Annotated in this window: 15 protein-coding genes and 2 pseudogenes; 3 read left to right on the top strand and 14 right to left on the bottom strand. The window is 65.5% G+C overall.

Annotated elements, in window-relative coordinates:
- Positions 1-36: 36 nt before the first annotated feature.
- The 11 genes and pseudogenes from DRB87_RS06960 to DRB87_RS06910 all read right to left on the bottom strand — a co-directional run bounded on the left by DRB87_RS06960 (position 37) and on the right by DRB87_RS06910 (position 12,923).
- Positions 37-1,208: pseudogene (locus DRB87_RS06960) on the bottom strand (ABC transporter ATP-binding protein).
- A gap of 120 nt (positions 1,209-1,328) precedes the next feature.
- Entirely contained in the window at positions 1,329-2,198 is an 870-nt protein-coding gene (locus DRB87_RS06955; RefSeq protein ID WP_130025370.1) for a carboxylesterase, read from the bottom strand.
- 2 nt (positions 2,199-2,200) lie between these two features.
- On the bottom strand, positions 2,201-3,082 hold the full coding sequence (locus DRB87_RS06950; RefSeq protein ID WP_130025369.1) for a DUF4118 domain-containing protein: 882 nt from the start codon (positions 3,080-3,082) through the stop codon (positions 2,201-2,203).
- A gap of 176 nt (positions 3,083-3,258) precedes the next feature.
- A complete protein-coding gene (locus DRB87_RS06945) occupies positions 3,259-4,077 on the bottom strand; it encodes a M55 family metallopeptidase (RefSeq protein WP_130025368.1) in 819 nt (272 codons plus the stop codon).
- Between the two features lie 24 nt (positions 4,078-4,101).
- A complete protein-coding gene (locus DRB87_RS06940; protein ID WP_240756212.1) occupies positions 4,102-5,211 on the bottom strand; it encodes a P1 family peptidase in 1,110 nt (369 codons plus the stop codon).
- Positions 5,212-5,231: 20 nt separating this feature from the next.
- On the bottom strand, positions 5,232-6,140 hold the full coding sequence (gsiD, locus tag DRB87_RS06935) for a glutathione ABC transporter permease GsiD (protein WP_130025367.1): 909 nt from the start codon (positions 6,138-6,140) through the stop codon (positions 5,232-5,234).
- Between the two features lie 10 nt (positions 6,141-6,150).
- Entirely contained in the window at positions 6,151-7,071 is a 921-nt protein-coding gene (gene gsiC / locus DRB87_RS06930) for a glutathione ABC transporter permease GsiC (protein WP_026131899.1), read from the bottom strand.
- 96 nt (positions 7,072-7,167) lie between these two features.
- Positions 7,168-8,727 carry a glutathione ABC transporter substrate-binding protein GsiB gene (gsiB, locus tag DRB87_RS06925; RefSeq protein ID WP_130025366.1) on the bottom strand — a complete coding sequence of 520 codons (1,560 nt, stop codon included), beginning with the start codon at positions 8,725-8,727 and terminating at the stop codon, positions 7,168-7,170.
- A 123-nt stretch (positions 8,728-8,850) separates the two neighbouring features.
- Positions 8,851-10,703: pseudogene (locus tag DRB87_RS06920) on the bottom strand (dipeptide ABC transporter ATP-binding protein).
- Positions 10,704-10,863: 160 nt separating this feature from the next.
- Complete coding sequence (locus DRB87_RS06915) at positions 10,864-11,820, bottom strand: isoaspartyl peptidase/L-asparaginase family protein (protein ID WP_130025365.1); 957 nt, start codon at positions 11,818-11,820, stop codon at positions 10,864-10,866.
- Positions 11,817-12,923 carry a MurR/RpiR family transcriptional regulator gene (locus DRB87_RS06910; protein ID WP_130025364.1) on the bottom strand — a complete coding sequence of 369 codons (1,107 nt, stop codon included), beginning with the start codon at positions 12,921-12,923 and terminating at the stop codon, positions 11,817-11,819. The genes DRB87_RS06915 and DRB87_RS06910 overlap by 4 nt, the downstream gene beginning before the upstream one ends.
- A 417-nt stretch (positions 12,924-13,340) precedes the next feature.
- On the opposite strand from DRB87_RS06910, the gene DRB87_RS06905 reads away from it, so the two are divergent.
- The gene (locus DRB87_RS06905; protein WP_130025363.1) at positions 13,341-13,562 is read left to right on the top strand and encodes a hypothetical protein; all 222 of its coding nucleotides are present in this window, start codon (positions 13,341-13,343) and stop codon (positions 13,560-13,562) included.
- Between the two features lie 192 nt (positions 13,563-13,754).
- On the opposite strand, the gene DRB87_RS06900 is transcribed toward DRB87_RS06905, so the two are convergent.
- The 3 genes from DRB87_RS06900 to DRB87_RS06890 form a co-directional block, all read right to left on the bottom strand.
- On the bottom strand, positions 13,755-14,312 hold the full coding sequence (locus tag DRB87_RS06900) for a YggT family protein (RefSeq protein ID WP_017233659.1): 558 nt from the start codon (positions 14,310-14,312) through the stop codon (positions 13,755-13,757).
- Between the two features lie 64 nt (positions 14,313-14,376).
- The gene (locus tag DRB87_RS23460) at positions 14,377-15,654 is read right to left on the bottom strand and encodes an enoyl-CoA hydratase/isomerase family protein (RefSeq protein ID WP_240756211.1); all 1,278 of its coding nucleotides are present in this window, start codon (positions 15,652-15,654) and stop codon (positions 14,377-14,379) included.
- 91 nt (positions 15,655-15,745) lie between these two features.
- Positions 15,746-16,879: an acyl-CoA dehydrogenase family protein gene (locus tag DRB87_RS06890; RefSeq protein WP_130025362.1), complete on the bottom strand. Its 1,134-nt coding sequence runs from the start codon at positions 16,877-16,879 to the stop codon at positions 15,746-15,748.
- A gap of 441 nt (positions 16,880-17,320) precedes the next feature.
- Between DRB87_RS06890 and DRB87_RS06885 the strand changes: the two genes are divergently transcribed.
- A complete protein-coding gene (locus DRB87_RS06885) occupies positions 17,321-18,982 on the top strand; it encodes an acyl-CoA synthetase (protein ID WP_130025361.1) in 1,662 nt (553 codons plus the stop codon).
- 35 nt (positions 18,983-19,017) lie between these two features.
- On the top strand, positions 19,018-19,785 hold the full coding sequence (locus tag DRB87_RS06880; protein ID WP_130025360.1) for a 3-hydroxyacyl-CoA dehydrogenase: 768 nt from the start codon (positions 19,018-19,020) through the stop codon (positions 19,783-19,785).
- Positions 19,786-19,892 lie beyond the last annotated feature (107 nt).

Below are 19,892 nucleotides of genomic sequence, written 5' to 3'. Positions count from 1 at the left end.
CCTCGCGTCAGACGTGTTGTTCTGGGTTTTGCAACGTCACTGCGCCCCCGGAAGCGGCCGCGCCGGTGCAAGCGCGGCCTCAGGTGCGCAGACCGTGCTTGCAACGACAGACTCGGCAGCGTCGATTGCCACACGGCCCGCTGCGCCCGCAACGAGGCGTTCCCCGGAGGTCGCGTCGAACAGATGCTGGTCGATCGCCGCCCATTGCAGACCGACGGCGTCGCCCACGGCGAACGGCCGATGGCCGGGCACCCGCGTAGTGATCGTGCCCGCGTCGCCAAGCTTGCAAGCAACGAGCGTGTCCGCGCCCAGATATTCGATGGCGCTCACTCTGGCGAGCACTGCGCCCAGCGAGGTGGGCGGAACCGCGCGCACATGCTCCGGGCGCAGGCCGAGCAGCGCGGCGTTGCGCGCACCGGCCGCCACCAGCGCCGGGCCGGACTGCCCGGCGGGCACCAGGGCGTCGCCATGGCGTACAAGACGCAACAACTGCATCGGCGGCGTGCCGATGAAGCTCGCGGCAAAGCGCGTCGCCGGGGTGGCGTAGAGCGTGTGCGGGGCACCGCACTGCTCGATGCGGCCATCTCGCAGCAGCACGACCTGATCGGCCATGCTCATCGCTTCGGTTTGATCGTGGGTCACGTAGACAAGCGTCATGCCGAGCTGCTGTTGCAGCGCCCGGATCTCGCGACGCATGTCCTGACGCAGTTGGGCGTCGAGATTCGAGAGGGGTTCGTCCATCAGACACACGGACGTCTCGGCAATCACCGCGCGGCCCAGCGCCACACGCTGCTGCTGCCCCCCGAGAGTTGCGACGGCTTGCGCTCCAGGTACGGCGCCAGCCCGAGCAGCGACGCCACGCGCGCCAGACGCTGCGGATACTCGCGCGCCGGTTCGCCGCGCACGCGAAGCCCGAACAACAGGTTTTCGCGCACCGAGAGATGCGGGAAGAGCGCGTACGACTGGAACACCATCGAGAGCTTGCGACGCGCAGGTGGCAGCGCGGTCACATCGGCGCCGCCAAGCACAATGCGCCCGGCGCTCGGCGTATCGAGGCCTGCGATCATGCGCAGCAGCGTCGACTTACCGCAGCCGGACGGGCCCAGCAGCACCACCAGCGAGCCGGCTTCAGCGGTGAAACTCACACCGTCGAGCGCACGTGTATTGCCCCACTGCTTGCAGACGGATTCGATGATGAGCGAGGACATGGCCGGATGAGCGCAGCGCCACCCTCAACTAACGCGGGTGGCCGTATCGGAAAACCACGACCATAACCGCCCATCGATGGCAGTTTGATGACACCACGCGCCGACCTCCGGCGCGTTCGGTCAGGCGGCGGACTGCCGGCGCTTGGCGCGCAGCAGCGCCTTCGAGATGATGCGCGTCTCGGACGTGGCGGCGCCGGTACGGCGCGCCACGGCGTCGCGGAAGAAGCGCCGCGTCTCGTCGGCAACGGTTTCGCGCTCGTTGTCCATCGTCAGAATGTGATAGCTCTCGCCGAGCAGGCACTTCTGTTTCACCTTGGACGACACCCCGTCGTAGACGATGCGCGCGTTGTGCGGGCTCGACGTGTCGTCGTCCACCGCGTGAATGACGAGACAATCCGCCGTCACCCGAGCCAGGCGCGCGCGCACGTGCGCGGCAAGCCGCCGCGCGTGATACAGGTGTGCGAGCGGCAGCGACGCCGCACCGATTTCGGACGCATCGTGCAGCGACATCGATTTCGCCACGCGTGCTCGCAGCACCTCATTCTTCAGGCCGAACGGCGCGCGCTCGCGATAACGATAGTAATGGCGCAACGGCGTATGGAAGCCCAGATCGATGAGCGGGTAATACCACGGGATGGTCCAGCCGTCGTACACGAGGGTGACGGAGAGCAGCGAGAGCGCTGTCACATCCGGTTCCTCCTCCGCGACGGCCAGGCTCAACGTCGCGCCGATACACAACCCGCACAGCGACACCATCGCGTGCGTTGCCCGCAGTTCACGATACTTCGCCCGCGCGGCGGCAATCCAGGCGCGCCAGTCCGTGCATGGCCCGCCGAGTCCGTAGCCTTCGATGTGCGGCACCCAGACGGTGTAGCCCTCGCGATGCAACGCCTTCGCCACCGGACGCATTTCGAGCGGCGTGCTCGACAGCCCCGGCAGCATCAGCACTGCGTGCTCGCCGCCCTTGTAGAAAATATCGTCCTGGAACATGGTCAAATCCCGTCGGAGACGACGGGCGTCTCGGTGACAGCATGCGCCGTGGCTGCCGGTGTGAGCGTCTGCAGCGGCGCGACCGGACGCACCGTCGGCCCCGCATGCAAGCGCAAAATCACGTACGTGCCAACGTGCGCGCGAAAATACTGCAATTCGCAATGGCACATCTCGTAGCCGCCGTCGCGCGTGCGGATGCGCAGATTGTGCGCGCCATGATGGGGGCGCTCGCCATCGAGGGCAAACAGCCCCGCCATACGCTGTGCGTCCTCCGGATGCAGCAGCGCGCGCAGCCCCTCGCGCTTGACGACATCGGGCGCGACGCCCGTCGCCCGGCGAAAATGCTCGTCGATGTATTCGTAATGCGCGGCCGGATTGGACAGATAGAAGATCGTATCGAGGTGCTTCGTCAGATACGTCATCAGCGCATTGCCCAGTTGCACCGAGTCGGACAGGAGCATGCGCTCGTTTTCGGCGCGCAGCAGCATCTCATAGCGTGTCTGCGCGACCTCCGCGATCAGCTCGGCACGGTACTGGGCGCGACGCAGGCGCTCGATCAGCACGACGGCAAGTGGCGTAATCAACAGGAAGCCGGAGACGATCAGCACATCGCGCCGGTCGAACTGAGCGATGTCGCGAAACGGCGGCACGAAGAAGAAGTCGAAAATCGGGATGCTGATGATCATGGCCATGATCGCCGGCCCCAATCCCCATGTGAATTCGACAATGATGACGGCGCAAGTAAAGAAGATGCCCGGCATCGAGTGATCGAGCACCGGGTGCAGCAGGCTGCGCACGACAAACGCGGCAAAAACCACGAGCAACGCCCCGACGTAACGCTTCGCGCCGGGTTCCGCCCACCGTCGGGCGTTTCTGATATCCATGATGCCTCGCCCGGCCCCGCCGGTGCTCAATGATCCAGGGGGCAACCGATAGCACGGCGCCGCCGTTACGAAATATTACGGATTATCGCATGCCAGGCATTGACATTTCGTGACGGAGAACCCTGATTCAGTAGCGCCTTAACAACATGGGACGGGAGGTGGCGCCAAAACGGCACTCAGCGCAGCATGAACGACATCGCCGAGAGGCAGTTCAGTATCCGCACGGCCGCCTCGACGCTTGGCGCAACGAATTGCAGCGTCACGCCATCGACACGCTCGAGCGTCGGCCACTGGCAGAAGAGGTCGGCCAGCGCGGGGGTCTGCGCCTGCAGGCGCACCTCGACGGGCGTCTCGACCCTGTAGGCATGCCACGTGCGCGGGTCCGCGAGCGATGCCTTGGCGGCGTCGCGGATCAGGTCGCACGACTGGCTCGGGTTGAGCGTCATGCCACTGCCCTGTCCCCAGGCGGCTTTCGTCTGCACGTAATGCGCATGGGGAAAGATTAGTTGCGTCTCTTCGCAGAAGACGTCGTCGCCACTGGCCATGACCATCGGCACACCGCGCTCGCCGGCGAGCGCGCCGTACAACATGGCCTCGCTCGCTTCCTCCCCCGCCAGCCACACGCGCGCGAAGGCGAAGCTGTTGATCGTATGCGCCAGGATCCCGGCGCTCTGCGATCGGCTGTGGTAGCCGATCATGAAGAGCGCATCGCAACCGGCCTCCACCCCCGCCACCATGCCAAGATAGCGCGGCTTGCCCAGCACGAGGCGGGCGCGCGGATCGAGTTCGTCCGGCAGCAGGTTGCGAAAACCGCCGTGCGAATCGTTGACCATCACTTCGGTCGCGCCGCCGGCAAACGCGCCTTCGACAGCGGCATTGGCCTCGTGCGTCATCCAGCGGCGCGCGCGTTCGTACTCGCCATTGCCCGCCCGGGTCTGTTCGGCGTGGAAGACGCCCGCGACGCCTTCGATATCGGTGGAGATCAGGATTCGCATGATGTCGGCTCTGTCGTGAAAGGCTTACAGCGAGGCCCAGTCGGGCAGCACGTCGGCGAGGGCGCGGCGCACGTGCGCGTCGCGCCCGAGCACCGACTCGGCCGCAAAGAGCGCGTGCAGGATCGCCTGCTCGGTGGCGTCCGCCGTGGCCTGGAAAATCGGATCGAGCAAGGCGTCCGGCACAAGCGCGGCGGGCGCAACGCGGCCCGTCGCGTCATGCGACACCGTATAGCCCGTGGTGAAGGCGAGTGCGACATCGCCGCTGCCGTGGCCGTACACGGACCCGGTGCGCGCCAAGCCGGCACCGGTACGCGTGGCGACCCTGCGCAACTGGCGCGCATCGAGCGGCGCGTCGGTGGCCACCAACATGATGATGGAGCCACGCTCGGGTGCCGCGCTCAACGCCGGCTGCGCCAGACGCGCGTCGAGCACCGGCCCGACATGACGCCCGGCGATCGTCAGTTGCGACGGACGGCCGAAATTCGACAGCACGAGCACGCCGACGGTAAAGCGCGCCCCGGCCGTCTCGACTATGCGCGACGCGGAGCCAATACCGCCCTTGAGGCCGAAGCTCGACATGCCGCGCCCCGCGCCGACCGCGCCCTGCGCGACATCGCGCGACGCATTCGCCAGCGCCTGCGCATAGTGTGCGTCGGTCACAGCAAACGCCTGCATATCGTTGAGATAGCCGTCGTTGCATTCGAGCACCGTCGGATTCAGCGACGGGCTGCCACGGCCGATGTCCGGATTCGCCGCGATCGCCGCGCGCAACTGGCCAAGCACCACGTGACTGACGGAAAACGTGTTGGTGAGCGCCACCGGCGCCTCGAGCACGCCGAGTTCGTCGATCTGCATCAATCCGACGCTCTTGCCGAAGCCATTGATGACGGCAGCGGCCGCCGGAATCTTGTCCCGGAACGGATCCCAGCCGGCGTCAGGCACTTCCGCGGCGGCAGCGTTGGCGGGCGTCGGGCACACCACCGTCACGCCCGTCTGCACCGGGCCTTGCGCGAGCGTGGCATGACCGACGTACACGCCCGGCACGTCGGTGATCGCATGGCGCGGCCCGGCCGGCAGATGCCCCACGTAGGGCGCACCGAACAAGGCTTCGCGCGGGTCCGTCGACGGTATCATGCGGCGCTCCTGCGCAGTCATCAATGCCGATCGAGCTTCGGATCGAGCGCGTCGCGCAGGCCGTCGCCCAGCAGGTTGAACGCGAGCACGGTCAGGAAAATGGCCAGGCTCGGGAAGATGGCGATGTGCGGGGCGTTGACCATGTCCGCACGGGCTTCGTTGAGCATCGCCCCCCACTCCGGCGTGGGCGGTTGGGCACCCAGACCGAGGAACGACAGACTCGCGGCCGTGATGATCGACGTGCCGATACGCATCGAGAAGTACACGACAATGGACGACACCGTGCCTGGCAAGATGTGCCGCATGATGATCGTCCAGTCCGACGCCCCGATGGAGCGCGCCGCTTCGATATACGTCAGATGCTTGAGCACCAGCGTGTTGCCGCGCACGAGCCGAGCGAAGGCCGGAATCGAGAAGATGGCGACGGCGACGATCACGTTGATCATGCCGTTCCCCAACACGGCCACCACACCGATGGCGAGCAGAATGCCCGGGAACGCGAAGAGCACGTCGGAAATGCGCATGACGATGCGATCCCACCAGCCTTCGTAATAGCCCGCGAGCAGCCCGAGCACCGTGCCGATCACCGCACCCAGCGCGACCGACCCGAACCCGGCGGCCAGTGAAATCCGTGCACCCGCGAGCACGCGGCTGAAGATGTCGCGCCCCAGCGAGTCGACACCGAACCAATGCGTCGCCGACGGCCCGGCGTTCAGGGCGTCGTAGTCGAAGTAGTTCTCCGGATCGAACGGCACGAGGTGCGGTGCAAGAATCGCGATGATGACGAGCGCGAGCACAAACGCCCCGGCGACCATGGCGATGTGCTGCTTCTTGAATTTGCGCCAGAACTCACGCCACGGCGTGCGCACGCGCGTTTGGCTGGTGGAGGCCGCGGCGTTGGCGGTAGTAGTCGGTTGACCCGCGTTCATGGTGCGTGCCTCACTTGTAGCGAATGGTCGGGTTGATGACGGCGTACAGCACGTCGACCACGAGGTTGATCAGAATGAACTCGAGCGAGAACAGCAGCACCAGCGCCTGGATCACCGGGTAGTCGCGCATCTCGACCGAATCGATCAGCAAACGCCCGAGCCCCGGCCAGTTGAAGACCACCTCGACGACAATCGAGCCGCCGAGCAAGAAACCGAACTGCAAGCCCATCATGGTGACGACGGGAATCATGGCGTTGCGCAGCGCGTGCTTGAAGACCACGCGCATTTCATTGAGCCCCTTCGCGCGCGCCGTGCGCACGAAATCTTCGTGCAACACGTCGACGAACGCCGAGCGGGTGAAGCGCGCCATCACGGCCGCCACCGCCGCCCCGAGGGTGATCGACGGCAGGATATAGCTCTTCCACGAATCGGCGCCCATCGTGGGCAGCCAGCCGAGCTGCACCGAAAAGACCTGCATCAGCAGCATCCCCAGCGCGAAGGCAGGGAACGAAATACCGGAGACGGCGAACGTCATGCCCAGCCGGTCGGGCCAGCGGTTGCGCCAGACCGCCGAGGCGACCCCGAGGCCCATGCCGATGATCACCGACCAGATCATGCTCACCAGCGTGAGCCACAGCGTCGGCATGAAGCGGCTGCCGATCTCTTCGGAGACCGGCTGCTTGCTGCGCATCGACAGCCCGAAGTCGCCACGCACCGCGTGCGTGATGAAGTTCGTGAACTGCGTGAGCAACGGCTTGTCGAGGCCGAGATCCTGGCGCACCAGCGCCACGGTCGCCTCGTCCGCCTGCGGACCGGCGGCCAGACGCGCCGGATCGCCCGGCAACATGTGCACGAAGGCGAACACCAGCACAGCCACGATCAACAGCGTGGGAATCAGGCCGAACAGGCGCTTGAGAGAGTAATTGAGCATCGCAGTCTTGCCGAACGTCTTGCCAAACCATGTCTTGCGGTAAACCGCGCCGCCGGCCAATGCAGGCGGCGCGGGCACGTCACACTTGCGCGGCGCTTACTTCATCGAGATATCGGTGAAGTTGAACGATCCGTCAGGCATCGTGTAGACGCCCGACAGGTTCTTGTTGCGCGCATACAGCAGCTTTTCCGTCACGAGGAACGCCCACGGCGCGTCGTTCCAGATCTTCTTCTGCGCGTCGGTATAGAGCTTGGCCTTCTCCGCGCGGTCGGTCGTGAGCAGCGCCTTGTTGAAGTCGGCATCCACCGCATCGTTCTTGTAGTACGCCGTGTTGAACAGCTTCGGCGGGAACGACTCGGAGGCCAGCAGCGGACGCAGCGCCCAATCGGCTTCACCCGTCGATGACGACCAGCCCACGTAGTACATGCGCACCGGGGCCTTGTCGGGATCCGGCGCCGACTCGACGAGGTCGACACGCTGACCGGCTTCGAGCGCGCGCACCTGCGCCTTGATGCCGACCTGCGCCAGTTGCTGCTGCACGAACTGAATCACCTTCTGCGCGGTGGTGTACGTGTATGCCGACCACAGCGTCGTCTCGAAGCCGTTCGGGTAACCGGCTTCCTTGAGCAGTTCCTTGGCCTTGGCCGGGTTGTACGGCCACGGGCCGGTCTTGGCAGCGTAATCGACCCCCTTGGGCACCACACCGTCGGCCGGCGTTGCGTAGCCTGCGAAGGCCACCTTCACCAGGGCTTCCTTGTTGATGGCGTAGTTGATCGCCTGACGCACGCGCACGTCGTCAAACGGCTTCTGGCGGGTGTTCAAGCTGATGTAGCGTTGGATGATCGACGGGCCGGCGATCACATCGACCTTGCCGCTGGCCTTCAGCGTGGCGGCCTGCTCGTACGGCAGCGGGAAGGCGAAACTGGCTTCGCCGGTCTGCATCACGGCGGCACGCGTGTTGTTGTCGACAACCGGCTTGAAGGTGATCGTGTCGACCTTCGGATAGCCCTTCTTCCAGTAGCCGTCGAACTTCTTCACCTTCACGTAATCGGTGCGGTTCCATTCGACGAACTCGAACGGGCCGGTGCCGACCGGGTGCGAGGCGATGTCCTTGCCGTACTTCTTGAGCGCCTCGGGCGAAATGATCACGGCCGACGGGTGCGCCAGCGTATTGATGAACGGCGAGAACGCCTCCTTGAGCGTGAACTTCACCGTATGCGGATCGACCACTTCCGTCTTGGCGATTTCCTTGTACAGGTTGTAGCGCTTGAGTTTGTTGTCCGGGTTCGTCACGCGATCGAAGTTCGCCTTGACGGCGGCGGCGTCGAAGGTCGTGCCGTCCTGGAACTTCACGCCCGACTTGAGCTTGATCGTGTAGACAAGGCCATCCGGCGACACCGTATAGCTGTCGGCCAGCACGTTGATGAGTTTCATGTCCTTGTCGAAGCCGAACATGCCTTCGTAGAACGACTTGGCAACGGCTTGCGACAGCGTATCGTTGGCGTCGTACGGGTCCATCGTCGTAAACGTCGACTGCACGGCCATCACGACATCCTTGGCGGCGAACGCCGGGGCTGCACTGAGCACCGCGGACGCCACGGCAACGGACGCGATCGCGGTTTTCCAGCGAGCGCCCAACAAAGCGTTTTTCGACATCTGTCTTTCTCCTTCTTGTCTGACGGGGTCGCCGCGAGCGAGTCTTGCGACTGCATCCCTTGGCGGGCATTGTGGCTACAACGAGAACTGCAACTGGGGACTGCCTGAGCTACTGAATCACGATCAATACACGCCGGCCACGCGGTGGCGCGCCACGAAGTGCCCCGCGCCGACTTCCACCAGCGGCTGCACCTGCGGTTCGTCGCCGACCGCGCGGATCGGGCTGGGAATCTCTTCCGTCAACAACTCGCGCTTGGCGTGACGACGCGCCGGATCGGCAATCGGCACCGCCGACATCAACTTCTTCGTGTATGGATGCTGCGGGTTTTCGAAGATGGCGCGACGCGGACCGATCTCCACGATCTGGCCGAGGAACATCACCGCCACCCGATGGCTGATGCGCTCGACGACCGCCATGTCGTGCGAGATGAACAGGAACGCGATGCCGAACTCCTTCTGCAGATCGAGCATCAGGTTGATGATCTGCGCCTGCACGGAGACGTCGAGCGCCGAGACGGATTCGTCGGCGATCACGACCTTCGGCTTGAGGGCCAGCGCCCGTGCAATCGCAATACGCTGGCGCTGCCCGCCCGAAAACTCGTGCGGATAGCGCTGGGCGTAATCTGCCGGCAAGCCAACCCGCTCGAGCAGTTCGGCCACGCGCCGCTCGGCCTCGACTCCGCTGGCCACGCCGTGCACGAGCAGCGGCTCCATGATCGAGAAGCCCACGGTGAGGCGCGGATCGAGCGACGCGAACGGATCCTGGAAAATGAACTGGATGTCGCGGCGCAGCCGCTGCAGCGCGCGTCCGGCGAGATCCTGAATCGGCTTGCCGCCGAATTCGATGGAACCGCCCTGGCTGGCGACCAGACGCAGCAACGCGCGCCCCGTGGTCGACTTGCCGCATCCGGACTCGCCCACGAGACCCAGCGTCTCGCCCGGGTACAGATCGAAACTCACGCGCTCGACGGCGTGCACGCGCTGCTTCACGCCACCGAAGAACCCCGACGGCACATCGAATCGGGCGACCAGATCCTTCACGCGAAGGATCGGGCCGGCGTCGGTCTTGACCGGCGGTTGTGGCGTTTCCGCCAGGGGCTTGGCGTCGGCCGGGGCGTCGTAGCGCAGCAGCGGGAAACGCGCCGGCAGGTCGGTCCCCTGCATCGAGCCCAGACGCGGCACGGCCGAGAGCAGTGCCTGTGTGTAGCGCTCGCGCGGCGCCGCGAAAATCTCGCGCGACGGCCCCTCTTCCACCGCGTCGCCGCGATGCATGACGAGCACGCGGTCGGCCACTTCCGCCACCACGCCCATGTCGTGCGTGATGAATACGACCCCCATGTGCATCTCGTCTTGCAGCGCACGAATCAACTGCAGGATCTGCGCCTGAATCGTCACGTCCAGGGCGGTCGTGGGTTCGTCGGCAATCAGCAGGCCCGGCTTGCACGACAACGCCATCGCGATCATGACGCGTTGACGCATTCCGCCCGAGAGTTGATGCGGGAAGCGGTCGAGCACGCGGCGTGCTTCGGGAATGCGCACGAGTTCGAGCATGCGCAGGGCTTCGGCACGCGCGGCGCCGGTGTCCTTGCCCTGGTGCAGGCGGATCGATTCGGCAATCTGTTCGCCCACCGGGAACACCGGGTTGAGCGAGGTCATCGGCTCCTGGAAGATCATCGCCATGTCCGCGCCGCGAATGCTGCGCATGGTGCTGCCGCTCGCGCGCGTGAGGTCGACGAGCGAGCCGTTGCGGCGGCGCATGACCATCGAGCCTTGGGCGATGCGCCCCCCCCGGTCTCGACGAGGCGCATGGCGGCCAGCGACGTCACCGACTTGCCGGAGCCCGACTCGCCCACGATGGCGAGCGTCTCGCCACGGTCGACATGGAAAGACAGGTCGCGCACGGCCGTGACCATGCGCTCGGACGTCGCGAACTGCACGGTAAGGCCGCGCACGTCGAGCACGCGCTCGTCGGGCAACGAAATCGTAGGGGTTGTCTTGCGCTCTGCCACGCCTGTCCTCGCTAATCTTCGCTTGCTGGTCTGAATCTTGATTCGGCGTGATGCCGTGTGATACCAAGTGATACCAGGCGATACCGAGGCCCAGACCGATGACGGCCAGGCCCCTCGCCTTCGAGCGTTACTCGTGAATGGACGTCACGGGCGTCTCGCCCACGCGGGCCACGCCACGATACATCCCTTCGGTATTGAAGGGCAGTGCGACGTTGCCTTGCGCGTCGACGGCGATCAGGCCGCCGCGACCCTGCACGCGCGGCAGCCGCTCGTGAATCACGCGCTCGGCGGCATCGGCGAGCGACAGGCCCGCGTACGCCATCAGCGCGCCCACTTCGTAACACGCCACCGTGCGGATGAACGCCTCGCCGGTCCCCGTCGCCGAGACGGCCGCTGTCGCATCGCTCGCATAGCACCCGGCGCCGATGAGCGGCGTGTCGCCCACGCGGCCGACCGCCTTGTTCGTCATGCCCCCGGTGGACGTCGCGGCCGCCACGTGTCCATGCATGTCGCATGCCACGGCCCCGACTGTGCCGAACTTGGTGTCGGGATCGATCGGCTCTTTCTTGAGCGGCATGTCGTGGTCGAGCGCAACCGCCGCATCGGCCAGCGCGCGTTGCCATTGGGCGTAGCGACCTTCGGTGAAAAAGTACCCGGACTCGACCAGTTCGGCCCCGTTGGCCGCCGCGAAGGCTTCCGCGCCCTCGCCCATGAGCAATACATGCGGGCTATGTTCGAGCACCGAGCGGGCGGCGAGAATCGGGTTGCGCACGCGATGCACGCAGGCGATGGCGCCCGCGTCGAGCGTGGCACCGTCCATGATGGCCGCGTCGAGTTCGTGCGTGCCCTCGTGGGTGAACACGGCGCCGCGTCCCGCATTGAAGCGCGGGCAATCTTCGAGGTGACGCACGGCTTCGGTGACGGCATCGAGCGCCGATCCGCCCGCGGCGAGCACGGTCTGGCCCGCGCGCAAGGCGTCGGCCAATGCCTCGTGATAGGCCGCGATTTCCGCCGGCGAGGTGTCGCGACTGATGGTTCCGGCACCGCCATGAATGGCGATGACCGCGCGTTGGGTGTGACTCATGAGGCTTTGTCCTTTCTGTCCAGACGGCCCGGCGCAAGGCGGGGCGTGGCCGGTGGGGCCGGGTTCGGTTGGCTTTGCATCGTGACGCCTGCCGCCGTGGCCGCGCTTGTCAACGCCTTTGCCGTGACCGTGGCGGCCGCCGTGCGTTGCGGCGTAACGATTTGACCCACGGCCGATCCTGCCGGCACGTTAGCCAGACGGCCTGCCGTGGCCGCCGGGGCCAGCGAGGCGGAATCGAGCCACGGCAGCAGGAAATCGGTGAGTTCCGTCGCGCGATCGACGGCGTGTTTGGCGCGTTGGGCTACGGCGTCGCACAGGGCGTCGATCATCGCCAGCACGCTCGCTTCAGAGTTGCTGGACAGCCGCGGCTTGCTGCGCACGAAAATCACGATGTCGCCAAGCGGAGCCAACGGCGACGTCGGGCTGTCAGTGAGCGCCAACAAGGGCACCCCGCGCCCGCGCAGGCGTCGGCAAAGCGTGATGGTGTCCGTCACATATCGCGGGAAGGCGAGCGCGATCACCAGGTCGCCCTCGCGCAGTTTGAAGAGCTGGCGCGCAGCATGCGTCGATCCCCCGGCGCCGACCACCGCTTGCACATTCTCACAGTATGGATCGAGACCGTGATGCAGCAGGCCGGCGAGATAACCGCTCGCGCCAAGCCCCAGCACGTAGATGCGCCGCGCCTGCAGAATCGCGTCGACGGCACGCTCGCAAGTGCCGGCGTCGAGCGTGCGACGCGTCCATTCGAGGTTCTCGGCGGCCTGCGCCAATGACGCCGCCATCACATCGGCGCTGGCGCTCGCCTGCGCTTTGCTCGTGCGCAGGCTTTCGATTGGGGCCAGTGTGGCCTCGAACCCGCGCACCATCGCGGCCCGGCATTGCGGATAGCCGTCGAAGCCGAGCGCGCGGGCGAAGCGATTGACAGTGGCGAGCGACACGCCAACGGCGTCGGCAAATTCGTCGATACGCATGGTCGCCGCACGAAACGTGTTTTCGAGCACGAACGCCGCCATGCGCTGCTGCGCGGGCGTCAGATCGGGCATGGCGCGCACGATGCGCTCGGTGAGCGGCAAATCGGCGGGCAACGAATCGGCGTTAATCATGGACCAAGGCGTTCTATGGGTGACGAAGAAAGTATATTTTCATTCACCCCCCGTCAAAAGAAAAAAAATAGTTCAAATGATGGCGAGACGAGCGCGCGCCCCCTCGAGTTTCGCGGCAACCCCTGTCAAAACAGGGGGGAAGCCCGCCATCGAGACGCAAAAAGCGGTCATACTAGGGGAAACCCGAATACACGAACTTGCCGGACGCTTTGCGATCCGACGTTAGCGTACGGCGTCACCGCGCGGCGATTTGCGACCGACGTGAACCGTCAGGCCGCCGCATCACAGCACCGTCAAAGGATCTTCTGGGGAGGCGGGGTCGGAGGCGAGTCGTAACGTGCGGTAAACATGGCGTAGCCGAGGGCTTACATTTGCCCGGTACGCTGACGAAAAGCCTTCGCCTCAAGGAGCATGACCATGCTGAGCCCGCATGAAATCGCCACGCTGTTGCTGGCGGCCGCATCCCTTGGCCCTATCGATGCCGATGCGCTCGAACCACCGGACGTCGCGGCGCTGGAGCAAGCGCGTCTGGTGCATGTGAATGTCGACGAGGGACAAGCCAAAGTGATCGTGACCGAGGATGGTCGCCGCGTCCTGCATCGGCTGGGTCTGGCGCGAGCGGGCAGAGAGCGCGCGTAGGCGGCGCGGCCAACGATGGCGTACGCGCATCACGCAGGGCAAGCGGGTGGGCGTGTCGTCAGCCGGCGGTCCGCATCGACCACACCGACCGCATCAGCGAGGACGGCAGCGGGGTCGATGGAGTCAACGGGATAGCCCGTCAACTCGACCGCCCGTGAGTGTCGGCAGGCAGCGACGCTGCCCGCCAATGCATCAGAGCGTCGCGAAGAAAAGGCTTAAGCGCGCGAGCACGATCAGCAGGATCTGCATCAGCAGGAACAGTCCCAGCGGCGACAGATCGAAGCCGCCGACCATCGGAATGACGCGACGGATCGGGCGCAGCAGCGGGTCGAGCAAGTGCTGGAGAATCGGCATGGCGGCGGCACGCGGATTGACCCACGACAGCACGGCCATCAACAGCGTCATCCACATCACGAGGTTGGCGCCCCACTTGGCCACCAACACCAACGCCACCAGCAAGCCGCGCGGGAACACCGCGACCGGCGAGACGCCCACGACGGCGGTGATCAGCACCAGATAGACGATGCCGCACAGCCACGCGGCGATCAAGCTCGCCCAGTCGATGCCGCCCACGCCCGGCACGATACGCCGCAACGGCAACACCATCCAGTTGGTGAACTGGAACACCCCTTGTGAGAGCGGATTGCGCGGAGGCAACTGCGTCGCTTGCATCCACACGCGCAACAGCAACAACGCGCCGAATAGCGAGAAGACGAGGTCTAAGAGTAGACGGGCGATTTCGACAAGCATCTGGACTCCAACGGATGGTGCGGTCCCCCGCAAAGCGGGCATTGTCGCATGCGTTCGCCGAAGTTCAATGATCTCCCAACGCTTTCAGGGGATGCTCGCCTTGCGGCCACGGCGAGACGAAGAAGGCCTCGACCTGTGCCGGCGGGACTTCATCCAGGGTGGCGTAGCGCCATCGCGGCTGTTTGTCCTTGTCGATCAGCAGGGCGCGCACGCCCTCGACGAAATCACCGGACGCGAACGCGTGATATCCCAGCACCAGCTCCATGCGAAACGCGTCGGCCAGATCGAGCCGACGTCCCTTCGCCAATTGCCGGTCGGTCACGCACAGGCTCAGCGGCGAGCGCTGCTGCAACAACGCGAGCGTGTCGATGGCCCAGGGGGTCTGCGCGTCGCTGGCGAGCGACGCCACAATCCCCGGCACGTCGATTGCGCTGAAATGCCGGTCGAGGGTGGCCCGCACGTGCGCCAACGGCGCGGCGTCGGTCCACGTGCGCCCCAGCGGGAGGATAACGGATCGAAGCCGTTCCAGCAGATCGGCCGACGCAGATACCGACGCATGGCGGTCTGCCCGGCATGCGCCGTTGGCCCCCGCGTTGACCCCCGCGCTGGCCGCAGTAGCGTCGTCCGCCTCGTCCGCCCCACTTGCACCGCCTGCACCTCCTCCTGCCCCGCTTGCGTCGAGCTTCGCATCGCTGGCAGGTGCATCTTCCGGCCAATTGAAATGCCGGAGTGCCGCCCGTAATTGCTCCGGCGCGTCCCCTTCGAGCCAGACGTCGGCGAGCCCGCAATACAGGGCATCGGCCGCAGTAATGGTCGCGCCGGTCAGACCGAGATAGCGCGCAAGCGTCGGTGCCAGATGCCCGAGGAACCAGCTGGCGCCCACGTCAGGAAACAGGCCGATGCCCGTCTCCGGCATCGCCAGTCGAGTGCGATCCGTAACGATACGCAGCGCCGCCCCTTGCGCGACGCCCATGCCGCCTCCCATCACAATCCCGTCGAGCAGAGCGATATATGGCTTCGGGTACCGGTGTATCAGATAGTCGAGACGGTATTCGTCGATGAAGAACGCCTGGTGATCGCTCGCGTCGTTCACGCGGCTTTCATAGAGCGCTCGCACGTCGCCGCCTGCGCAGAACGCCTTTTCGCCCGCGCCTTCGATCAACACGGCCCGCACCGCGGGGTCGTCGGCCCACGCATTGAGCTGGCGCCACATCGATCGCACCATGCCGTGCGTGATCGCGTTCAACGCCTTCGGCCGGTTCAGGGTGATAACGCCGAATCCATTGACCACGTCGAACAACACTTCGTCTTGCGCCTCGACGGCGCGCTCATGCTGAGTCACTCCCCCTCCCCTTTGGCCATGCTGCGCCAATCGTCGCCGCCAGGCCCATGATCTCGTCGCCGTATCGCTTGCCACGTTTGCCGTTTCGCGATCAGTCCAGCGCGCGGGCAATGACCTGACGCTGAATCTCGCTAGTACCCTCGTAGATCTGCGTAATACGGGCATCGCGGTAGTGACGCTCCACCGGATAGTCCTCGAGATAGCCGTAGCCGCCGTGAATCTGGATGGCGTCGGAGCACACCGACTCCGCCAGCTCCGACGCGAACAGCTTGGCCTGCGACGCCTCGGACAGGCACGGCAATCCCTGGGTGCGCAACGCCGCCGCGTGCAGGATCAGGAATCTTGCCGCGTTGATACGCGTCGTCATGTCCGCCAGCATGTTGGCGATACTCTGATGCTCACGGATCGGCTTGCCAAACTGCTGGCGCTCGCCGGAATACCGTAGCGCTGCTTCGAACGCCGCCCGCGCCACGCCGAGCGCGAGCGCGGCAATGCCGATGCGCCCGCCCTCGAGATTGGACAACGCAATCTTCAGTCCCTGCCCCGGTTCGCCAAGGAGCGCATCGTCGCCCACTTCACAGTCGACGAGGGTGATCGGGCACGTATCCGACGCCCGGATACCGAGCTTGTGCTCGGGATGCCCCACCTCGAACCCCGGGGTATGCGTCGGCACGATAAACGCCGAGATGCCACGCTTGCCGGCCGCGGGGTCCGTCACGGCGAACACGATGGCGATCGCCGCGCGCTTGCCGTTCGTCACGAACTGCTTGCTGCCGTTGAGCACCCACTTGTCGCCGCGGCGCTCGGCACGCGTTCGCAGATTATTGGCCTCCGACCCGGCCTGCGGTTCAGTCAGGCAGAACGCTCCGATCTTCCGACCGGCAGCCAGATCCGGCAACCAGCGCTCACGCTGCGCGTCGGTACCGAATTTCAAAATCGGCCCGCAACCCACGGAGTTGTGGACGGACATCATCGTGGCTGTCGACGCACAACCGACGGCAATCTCCTCCATCGCCAGGGCATACGCCGTGTAATCCGTGTACGAGCCGCCGTACGTTTCGGGCACCATCATCCCCAGCAAACCAAGCTCGCCCATTTGCGCGACCATGGCGTTGGGCAACGCGCAGTCGCGGTCCCATTGCGCGGCATTCGGCGCAAGCTGCTCGCTGGCAAACGTGCGCGCCATGTCGCGAATCATGCGTTGGTCTTCGGTATAGAAATCCATGTTCTGTCTCCTGCACCCTGCCGTTATCCGAAGGGATCGCCAGCACCAGTGCCCTATCAATGGAATCAGTGTAGGGATCGCGCCGCATCGGCACCATAGCCAAAAGCAGCAAACTGCATGAGCGGAATTGCCATCGGAAACGGACGAAGCCACCCTCGGTAAAACCCTCGGTTCGGTCTGCGTCACTGAAGCGCCTTGCCCGGCGGGGAGCCCCGCCACCATTCAAGTCCCCACTGACGGAGTGGATAAATCCCTCACGTACTCTGACCCGTTTGGGCATTGCCTCTCGCCGACGCCACGCATTAGGATGAATTTTGCCAATGCCGAGTGAGCGCCGCGTCCCGGATCAAGACGGCGCCACGGCGGTCCGCGATGCGTGCCCGAGCCTTTCCATCATAGGCGCGCTGTTGCGGACCGGCATCCGACTACAGGAGACGACCCATGACTGCCGACTACGCCGACACCTACCGCGCGTTCGACCTCGACGCGACCGTGCGCGCCACGCTTGCCGGCCAACTCGACGCGATGAACGCGTGCGTCGAGTGCTGTGACCGCCACGCGCTTCCCGGGCGCATCGCCCTGTTCTGGGAAGGGAAAGACGGCACGAGCCAGACGTGGACGTTTCGTCAATTGCAAACGCTCTCCGCGCGCTTTGCCAATTTCCTTCGCGAACAGGGCGTGCAGCCCGGCGACCGCGTGAGCGGGCTGCTGCCGCGCACCCCCGAACTGCTCGTGACGATTCTTGGCACCTGGCGCGCGGGCGCGGTGTATCAACCGCTCTTCACGGCATTCGGCCCGAAGGCCATCGAACACCGGTTGCACAGCGCCCAGAGCAAGCTGGTGGTGACCGACGGTGCCAATCGGGCCAAACTCGACGAAGTGGCCCTCTGCCCGCCCGTCGCCACGGTCAGCGGACCGCGCGGGCAAGGGGTGCGCCGGGGCGACTTCAGCTTCTGGCATGAAGTCGAGCAACACGCCCCCGACTTCGCACCGGTGCTGCGCCGCGGCGACGATCCGTTTCTGATGATGTTCACCTCGGGCACGACCGGCGCCGCAAAGCCGGTCATGGTGCCATTGCGCGCGATCCTGGCGTTCGTCGGCTACATGCGCGACGCCGTCGATCTGCGACCGACCGATACGTTCTGGAACATTGCCGATCCGGGTTGGGCCTATGGCCTCTACTACGCGGTGACGGGCCCGCTCGCGATGGGCATTCCCACCACCTTCTACGACGGCCCCTTCAACGTCGAAAGTACGTACCGAATCATCCAGAAACTGGGTATCACGAATCTGGCCGGCTCACCGACCGCCTTTCGCCTGCTGATCGCGGGCGGCGACAAGGCGGCCGCGCCCGTAAAAGGAAAGCTGCGCGCCGTGTCCAGTGCGGGCGAGCCACTCAACCCCGAAGTCATCCGCTGGTTTGCCGAGCACCTCGGCGTCACCATTCATGACCACTATGGGCAGACTGAACTCGGCATGGTCGTCTGTAATCACCATGCGCTGGCCCATCCCGTGCGAGCCGGGACTGCCGGCTTCGCGTCGCCGGGACATCGCGTGGTCGTGCTCGATGACGACGGACGCGAGTGCCCGGTCGGGCAGCCGGGCGTGCTCGCCCTCGATCGACGGCAATCGCCGCTGATGTGGTTCAACGGTTACTGGGAGCGGGACACGCCTGCGTTCGTGGGCGAGTACTATCTCTCCGGCGACACTGTCGAGCGCAACGACGACGGCAGCATCAGCTTCGTCGGACGCAACGACGACGTCATCACGTCGGCCGGGTATCGCATCGGGCCGTTCGATGTCGAGAGTGCGCTGATCGAGCACCCCGCGGTGATCGAAACCGCCGTGGTCGGCAAACCGGATCCGGAGCGCACCGAACTGGTCAAGGCGTTCGTCGTGCTGCACCCGCAGTTCGCGCCGACGGACGCGCTCGCGCAGGAATTGCAAGCGCATGTCCGCCACCGGCTGTCCACGCACGCCTATCCGCGCGAAATCGAATTCGTCGCCGAACTGCCCAAAACACCGAGCGGCAAGCTTCAGCGCTTCATCTTGCGCAACCAGGAAATCGCCAAGGCCGCGCAGACTTCTGCCGGCGCGGTCTGAACCTCGACGCGCTTTTCTTTCAGGAATCGCAGCCCATGCAAATCAAGGATCGTGTCTTTCTCGTCACCGGCGCATCGTCGGGTCTCGGTGCAGCCACCGCCCGCATGTTCGTCGACGCGGGCGCCAAGGTCGTGCTCGGTGACATCAACGCCGAGGCCGGCGCCCGACAGGCCGAGGCATTGGGCGACGCCGCGCGTTTCGTCGCGACCGACATTACCCGCGAAGACGACGTTCAGCGCCTGGTCGACACGGCCCAAAGCGCGTTCGGCCGTCTGAACGGCGTGGTCAACTGCGCCGGGCTCGTCATGGGCGAACGCATTCTGGGCAAGCACGGCCCGCACCGGCTCGACAGCTTTGCCCGCATCGTCAATGTGAATTTGATCGGCACGTTCAACGTGCTGCGCATCGCGGCAACGGCCATGGCCACGGGCGATGCCGACGCCGAGGGCGAACGCGGCGTGGTCGTCAACACGGCGTCGGTCGCCGCGTTCGACGGACAGATCGGGCAAGCCGCGTATGCGGCCTCGAAGGGCGGCGTTGCCGCCCTGACGCTGCCGGCCGCACGTGAGCTGGCGCGCGTTGGCGTGCGCGTGGTGACGATTGCGCCGGGCATCTTCGAAACGCCGATGATGGCCGGCATGACGCCGGAGGTGCAGGCCGCGCTGGGCGCTTCGGTACCGTTCCCGCCGCGCCTTGGTCGTCCGTCGGAATATGCCGCGCTGGTGCGCCATATCGTCGAGAACGTCATGCTCAACGGCGAAGTGATTCGTCTCGACGGCGCGCTGCGCATGGCACCGAAATAAGTCGTCGCCAGTCTCGTTGTCATACGCTGAACGCGAATTCGGAAAGCGCCGATCCTGTTTTCGGACGGCATCGGAGGCGTCTTCAGGGGCCGCACTGCTAGAATCGT

Origin of the sequence: Pandoraea sp. XY-2 (genome assembly GCF_004193915.1) — a bacterium.
GTDB classification, from domain to species: domain Bacteria; phylum Pseudomonadota; class Gammaproteobacteria; order Burkholderiales; family Burkholderiaceae; genus Pandoraea; species Pandoraea cepalis.
This window is presented reverse-complemented; position numbering and strand designations above follow the sequence as displayed.